The sequence below is a fragment of the Janthinobacterium sp. ROICE36 genome, assembly GCF_002869965.1.
Taxonomy (GTDB): domain Bacteria; phylum Pseudomonadota; class Gammaproteobacteria; order Burkholderiales; family Burkholderiaceae_D; genus Janthinobacterium.
This window is the reverse complement of sequence record NZ_PEBS01000136.1, coordinates 1-6,654: the sequence shown is the minus strand read 5'-3', so window position 1 is coordinate 6,654 and position 6,654 is coordinate 1. Positions and strand designations below refer to the sequence as shown.

Here is a 6,654-nt window from a genome sequence, read left to right as displayed (position 1 = left end):
ATTTACTGAAAAACGAAAAGACAACCAAGGCCGGCATCGCTACCAAACGCTTAAAAGCTGGCTGGAATGCCGACTATCTCGCCAAGGTCTTGGGCTTGCCGACCTGATGCTTCATGCAATCGCCCTGATGACATACTGGCCGCTGTGCGTGCGTTTGCTGGCGACCTTGCCGTCAGGATAATACTCGACGCTCTCGCCGGCAGGCTTGCCATCGACATAGCTGCCTGTGCGATGCACCTTGCCATCCGGGAAATAGCTGGTGCTCGGCCCCGTCTGGATGCCGTTCACATACTGGCTGCGGCTTTCCACCTTGCCGTCCGGATAGAACAACAGCAGCTCGCCCTCCGTCTGGCCCTTGACCTGGGTCATGCGCGTGCGCAGCTTGCCATCCTGGTCGAAGGTTTCCACCAGGCTATCGGCGCGGGTGCCGTTGCGGTCGGTGCGCGACGCGTTCAGCTTGCCACTTTGCTGAGAGGACTGCTCCTCCCCCTCCTGCACGCCATTGCGCCAGGTATTGCGCATGGAAACCTTGCCGTCCGGGTAATACAGGGTCTGCACACCCTCCTGCAAGCTGCGTCCATCGCGCTCCACCTGCATTTCCAGCTGTCCATGCGGGTAGTACATGCTGTAGTTGCCCACCAGCTTGCCGCGCAAATAATCGGGGGCGTTGACCTGGCCCGTCAGCCGCTTCGGCTCGCCTTCGCGCACATGATGGATCTCGACTTGCCAGGTGCCCGGTATCTTGCCGGGCGGCAGTGGCAGGAGCAGTGCATAGCGCGCCTGTTCCTTGACTTCGCCGCGCGTCAGATTGTGATTCAGGTACAAACGCGCCTTGGCGTCAAGACAAGCCTGCGGCTCGCAGCCGCCCAGCTTGCCCACTTCGGGCATGGTGAGCGCGCCGGCTTCGCCTCCCACCTTGCCTGGCGCGGGACAGGATTTGATACGCATCAACAAGGGTGTCTTGTCGCGGATCAAGGGCGCCAATTGCTGCTTCATGGCGAGATACTGATCCTCATCCAGGCGCACGGAAACGGCATGCATCAGCACCTGTTTGCCGCCGCAACCGCTGTCGTTGGCGAGGGTCAGCACATCGCCGTCAGGCGTCGCCTTGATGGCGGTGACGACTTGCCGCTGCTCAATCTCGGCGTGGGCCAGCGCCGGCAACAGCAGCATGGCGCCAAACCAATGTGTCAAAGTGCGCGCCATGCCTGCTCCTTGCGCAACAGTTCCTGCGCTGGCGGTGCATCGCCGCAGTCGCCCTGGGCCTTGCCGGCCACATACTGGCATTCGCTTTGCAGGCTGCCATCTTCGCGCCAGCTGCGGCGCCAACCGTGGCGCTCGTCATTCACGAAGTCGATGGAGTGCTCGGGCTTGCCGCTTTCGTACCAAGAGCGCGACGTGCCCTGCTCACGCAACTGCGCATCCCAGCGTCGTTCCAACACCAGCACGCCCCGGGGGCTGTAGCGCTGGACGCTCAGCAGCCCGCCCTTGTCGCCATACTGCTGGCGGCTTTGCACCTTACCGTCCGGATAGAACTCCAGCGCCTCGCCCGTGGGTAAATTGTTGACCTCTGTCATGGTGCTGCGCACGGCGCCATCGGGGTAGTAACTCGCCGTCAAGCCATTGGACTTGCCCCGTTTCATTTCCGAGCGACTGGAGACCTTCCCATCAGGGAAGTAAGTGAGATGTTCGCCTTCGATACTCTGGTCGCGCATAGTGTAGCTGGTGCTCAGCTTGCCATTCTTGTCGAAGGTCTGCACGGGCCCGTCGACTTGCTTGCCGTCGCGGTAGACCGTCACCTCCCTCAGCTTGCCCGTGGCGTGATAGTGCTGGTGTTCGCCCTCGGGCAAGCCATGGCGCCAGTCGCCGCGCAGCGCCAGGGTGCCATCGGGAAAATATTCGCTGCAGATGCCATCCTGCTGGCCCTGCCCATCCTGCGCCACTTGTTTTTTGATCTTGCCATTCGGATAATACGAGACATAGCCGCCCACCAGTTCACCGGAGGCATAATCGGCCTTGTTGACCTGGCCGGACAGGCGCAGCTTGTGTCCCGCCACGCTGTATACGTCCACCGTCCACGTGCCCGACAGCTTGCCTTTTGGTAGGGGCAACAGCAGCACATTCGCTGCTTTTTCTTGCGCGATGGGGAAGAAACGCTCGTGCAGGTATAGCCGCGCCCGGCCATCGGCGCAGGCCGCTGGCGTGCAGGCGGCAATCTGGCGCACGATGGGTACGCTAACATCGTCCGGGCATTTTTTCAGGGTGACGAGCATGGGCGTCTTGTTGCGAATGTGCCGGGCCAGATCGGCTTTCAGCGCGTCATAAGGCGCCTCGTCCAGGTTCACCGAGTGGGCATCCATGCGTATCTGCTTGCCGCCGCAGGCCGTCGTACCGGCAATAGTGAACACATCGCCGCCTTCGCTGTCGCGTTCGGCGGCCATGCTTGCCAGCACCTGGCGCTGCACGATTTCCGCCTGCGCCAGGCTTGGGCATAGCAAGCAAGCGCCCAGCAGCGCGCACAAGGTCTTGATTTTCATACGGTTCCTCTAATTTTCGCCGGCATCGGCAGCATTCGCCGGCACGAAGCTGACCCGGCCATCGCGGTAGCGCACCAGCACTTCCACCTTGGCATCCTGCAACTGGCCATGCTTGACGGCCGGCAAGTAGGTCCAGCGCTTGACGCTATCGAGCAAGACCTTGTTGAGCATCGCTTCCATCGGCCGTTCCGCCGCCGCATAGCTGAGGCTGCCGTCTGCCGCGATGCTCAGGGTCAAGCGGTTTTCGCCTGACGATTGTTTCTCGTCAAGCACGCCATACGTCACCGTCGTCATCGTCTCGCGCTGCACGCCCGCAGGCTGGTCCGGCAGTGGCGGCAAGGCCTTGAGCTTGGCCGCCAGCAGCGCGCCATCGGCCAGCGCCTTGTCCCAGCGCTTCTGGTAGGCGCCGGGCTGGGCCAGGCGCAGCACTTTGGCGGCCCGGTCCATGCGCTGCGCCGTGGCGGCCACGCCATTGTCGGCCGGCTTGCCAGCTTCCGTCGGCATGGCATTCTCCACCGCGTAACGATAAGACGTCAGTTGCGCCAGCGCCACCATATTGACGGCATCGTGCTCATCGCCGCCGCGCAGCAGCGCCGTGGCAGCGATGCCCAGCCAGGCCACGCCATCGGTGGGACGGGCCCAGACGGCTTGCTCGAAATACTGGCGCGCCGCCTGCGGTTCATTCAGACTCAGGTGCATGCGGCCCATGGCCGCCGCTGCCAGGTGGTCGCGCGGGTCGGCTTGCAACTGGTCAAGATAGGTTTTCGCCAATTCGGGGGCGTAGCCGGGCATCGCGCCCAGCCCTTCCATCAAGGTGGTACGCAGCCGCGCGCGCGTAGGGTCGCCGCGGTAGCCCGAAGACTTGTCTTCGCCGGCCCGGTACAGCAGCTGCAAGCCCCGCGTGACGGCGCCATCGTCGCCCGCGGTCATCGCTTGCGACAGGCTGCGCACGGCCTTGCGCGCGTCGGACTGCTGGAAACCGGCTGCCTTGCGCGGACGCCAGCCAAACACCTCGCGGCCTGCGGCCTGATCGGCGTCCGCCAGCAAGCTGGCCTTGTTCTTGACTTCATCGGGCGAGGAAGTCCAGGCCGCAAAGCCGATCAGGAACAGCACGATCAGCAGCACCACCACGGCCCAGCCCTTGCCGCTGATGCCGCCGCCAGTGTTGGCCGACAAGGGAATAGCGACCGGTGCTTGCCCCGGCGCCGTGCGGCGCGCGCTGTGCTGCTGCGGTAACGATTGCTGTTGCAGTTGCATCTGCTGCGCCTGCACCGAGGCTTGCGTAGCAGCGGCTATGACCTTGTCGCGCGCGCAGGCGGCGCAAGCCAGGCCCGCAAAATGCTGGTGTTCGGGATTCACGGCGCAAATGGTCAGCTTGCCGCCGCTGCGCTGCGCATAGCCGCGCAACAACTGCGCCCAGTCGGCCGCCGATGGCCGCTGGAGCCGCGGTGATGACGAGAAGGCGCGGTCGAACATGGCGCGCAGTTCGGGCGGCATCAGCGCATGGCCGCTGGTGGCGTTGGGCGCCAGTTGCTTGTGGCGCTTCACGCCATACGCATAGCAGCCGTCGCGGATGCGCCCGGGAATATCGGTCGCCACTTGCGCATTGCCGGGCCGCCCGCTGTAGGGGTGGATGCCAAAGTTCAGCAACTGGAAGATGAGGACGGCCAGGGCGAAGCGGTCTTGCGCCATTTCCGTGCCCGCCGGCATGCCCTTGCGCTGGAATTCCGGCGCCAGGTAGTCGGCCGTGAATTGCTCGGCAGGAAAGCGCTCGGCATGGCCCTGGATGCTGAAACCGTCGCAATCGAGCATGGCGATGTACAGCGAATCGCGGTAAAAGCGCAGATTCACCGGTTTCAAGTCGACCACGTAGTGTTGCTGCTGGTGCAGCGCATCGATGACGGCGGCCAGGTTGGCAGCCAGGGTCAGCTTGGGTCCGAGTCCCGTGGGCAGGCCTGCCGCGCGCGCCTGGCGCTCTTGCATGATCTGTTCCAGCTCGGCCGTTTGCGCCATGTCCAGCAGGGGCATGACGAAACCGGCAAAGCCGCCCTGGCCGTCGAACACGGCCGCTTGCGGCCAGGCGATCTGCACGTAGCGCTTGCCGTTTTCCAACTGATCGGGCAGCTCGGGCGACAGTTCCAGCATCGCTTCGAGCTTGCGCCGGTTGGCGGCCCGGTCCAGGTGCGGGTGGTACAGCTTGACAACCTGCGCAGGTGCGCCGGGCAACAGATACACGCTGCCCGCGCCGCCGCTCTTGACGAGTTTGCCCAGTACCAGGCTGCGGACTTTATCCAGCCATATCTTGCCGCCCGGACTCAGCCCGGGCGTGACGCCTTGCTTCCGGCTCATGCGCGCAAGGCCAGCAGCAGGGTCTTGTCATCGCCCGTGATCTGGTGCGTGCGCGGGTCGGCCAGGGTGGACGCCAGCGCTGCATTGCCCAGTTCCATGCTCTCGACCGTGCGCAGATAGCCTTGCACGGCATCCATGAACGGTGCGTACAGCGCGCCATTGTTCTTGCTCATGGCAAAGGGCATGCAACCGTCCGACATCAGCACGACGCCGCGCACGGCTTGCGGAATCGCCAGCAGGCGCAGCTGTTCGCGCCAGCGCTCGCCGCTAATAAAATAGGTTTCATTCGCATATTCGCCGTTGGCGGGCAACGAGATGAGTTCACCGCCGTCGCCCAGCTGCGCCACGCCCAGGCCATCGCCCAGGTGGAAGAAGAAACCGTTGTCTGCGCCCATGACCACGCCCACCACGGTGCTGGCGTAGTCGTCCAGCGTGGCGTTGGCGGCGCGGGCGATGTCGTCCAGCGCGGCGCGAATTTGCGCCAGCGTGCCGGCCAGCGCGCCGTCCACCAAATCCTGCACGGTGGCGCCCTGTTCCAGCCGTCCGGCCAGCGCTTGCACGGTATGCGTTGCCACAAACTGCGCGCCCTGTTCGCTGAGGCGGGCCGAACCGGCGCCATCGCAGACGATGGCCACCAGTACGCCGTTGACATCTGCGTGCGCGTGCGCATCCTGGCAAGGGATATCCTTGTCCAGATGCGCCTTGCCCGTGACGGACGCGCCGAACACGCGCCAATGCTTGTTATGCTTGTTTGCTTTCGCCATGGATCAGCGGGCTTTCACGTATTCACGACAGACCAGCCGTCCGTCGAAGCCAGCTGCGCCTGCGCGCCGGGACGCGACTGCGACACCACCTGCATGCTGGCGCTCAGCCACAGGAACAGTTCGCGGAACTGCAAGCCCTTCAGCTGCTTCACGCCGCGCTCGCCACGGCTGGAAAACTGCCCCAAGGTATCGATATTCGCGTTGTCGCCCACGGCGATGGGGAAGATCGCCGCTTTATTGGCCTGCTCGGCCGCGCGTGCCTGTTCGGCTCCCTGCTGCCAGCGGTCCGTCGGCTCGCCGTCCGACATCAGGAACAGCCACGGCCGCGTGTAGGCCACGCCTGCCTGGCGGAAGCGCTGCTTTTCCTGCTCGATTTCGGCCAAGGCCAGCTCGACGGCGGCGCCGGTCGGCGTGGTGCCGTTCGCTTCCAAACGGGGCGCCGTGAAATCCATGGCATCGCACCAGTTGCTGGCCACCACGGCTTCATCGTGGGCACCGTATTGAATCACCAGGATACGCACGCGCTTGGCGGCGATCACGTCGGACTTGAGCTCCTGTTCCAGCAAGGCCAGACCTTCGTTGAGCAGCGACACGGGTTCGCCGGACATGCTGCCGGAGCAGTCCAGCACGAGCACCAGCGGCGTGCGTTGTTCGGTGTTGTCGACCAGGGCGACGTCGGGAATCATTATTGAAGTCATGGGTAATCTGTAAATGTGAAATCGAACATAGTGCGGATCTTACATCATGGATGTGTTTTCGCTGCGCGAGTTTCCTACAGAACACTATTCAGGCAGCTGCACGCCGGCCATTTCTTGATAGTTGCGCAGGCCAGATGGCAGCGACTAGCCCCTTTTCAAAAAGGTGGGGCGGGTCGCTGGGGAGTGTCAGGATTTTTGTGTGTCCGGAGTCATTTAGCTAATTTCAATGCTTGGTCACAGGTGCGCCGTAAAGCGCTCGGCGAACAGAATGGCGAATTGGTTTTTCGCGGCACGCCAAGTGATGGC

5 protein-coding genes are annotated in these 6,654 nt (G+C 63.7%); all 5 read right to left on the bottom strand.

Translation table 11 applies throughout. From position 1 onward, the window contains the following. Positions 1–111: 111 nt before the first annotated feature. Genes CSZ94_RS26725 through CSZ94_RS26705 form a run of 5 tightly spaced genes read right to left on the bottom strand, consistent with a single transcriptional unit; the run spans position 112 to position 6,348 of the window. Entirely contained in the window at positions 112–1,206 is a 1,095-nt protein-coding gene (locus CSZ94_RS26725) for a toxin-antitoxin system YwqK family antitoxin (protein ID WP_102124273.1), read from the bottom strand. Further along, complete coding sequence (locus tag CSZ94_RS26720) at positions 1,191–2,537, bottom strand: toxin-antitoxin system YwqK family antitoxin (RefSeq protein ID WP_102124272.1); 1,347 nt, start codon at positions 2,535–2,537, stop codon at positions 1,191–1,193. The genes CSZ94_RS26725 and CSZ94_RS26720 overlap by 16 nt, the downstream gene beginning before the upstream one ends. Positions 2,538–2,546: 9 nt before the next feature. Next, positions 2,547–4,886: a hypothetical protein gene (locus CSZ94_RS26715; protein WP_102124271.1), complete on the bottom strand. Its 2,340-nt coding sequence runs from the start codon at positions 4,884–4,886 to the stop codon at positions 2,547–2,549. After that, the gene (locus tag CSZ94_RS26710) at positions 4,883–5,650 is read right to left on the bottom strand and encodes a PP2C family serine/threonine-protein phosphatase (protein WP_102124270.1); all 768 of its coding nucleotides are present in this window, start codon (positions 5,648–5,650) and stop codon (positions 4,883–4,885) included. The genes CSZ94_RS26715 and CSZ94_RS26710 overlap by 4 nt, the downstream gene beginning before the upstream one ends. Before the next feature lie 14 nt (positions 5,651–5,664). After that, entirely contained in the window at positions 5,665–6,348 is a 684-nt protein-coding gene (locus tag CSZ94_RS26705) for a vWA domain-containing protein (protein ID WP_102124269.1), read from the bottom strand. Positions 6,349–6,654 lie beyond the last annotated feature (306 nt).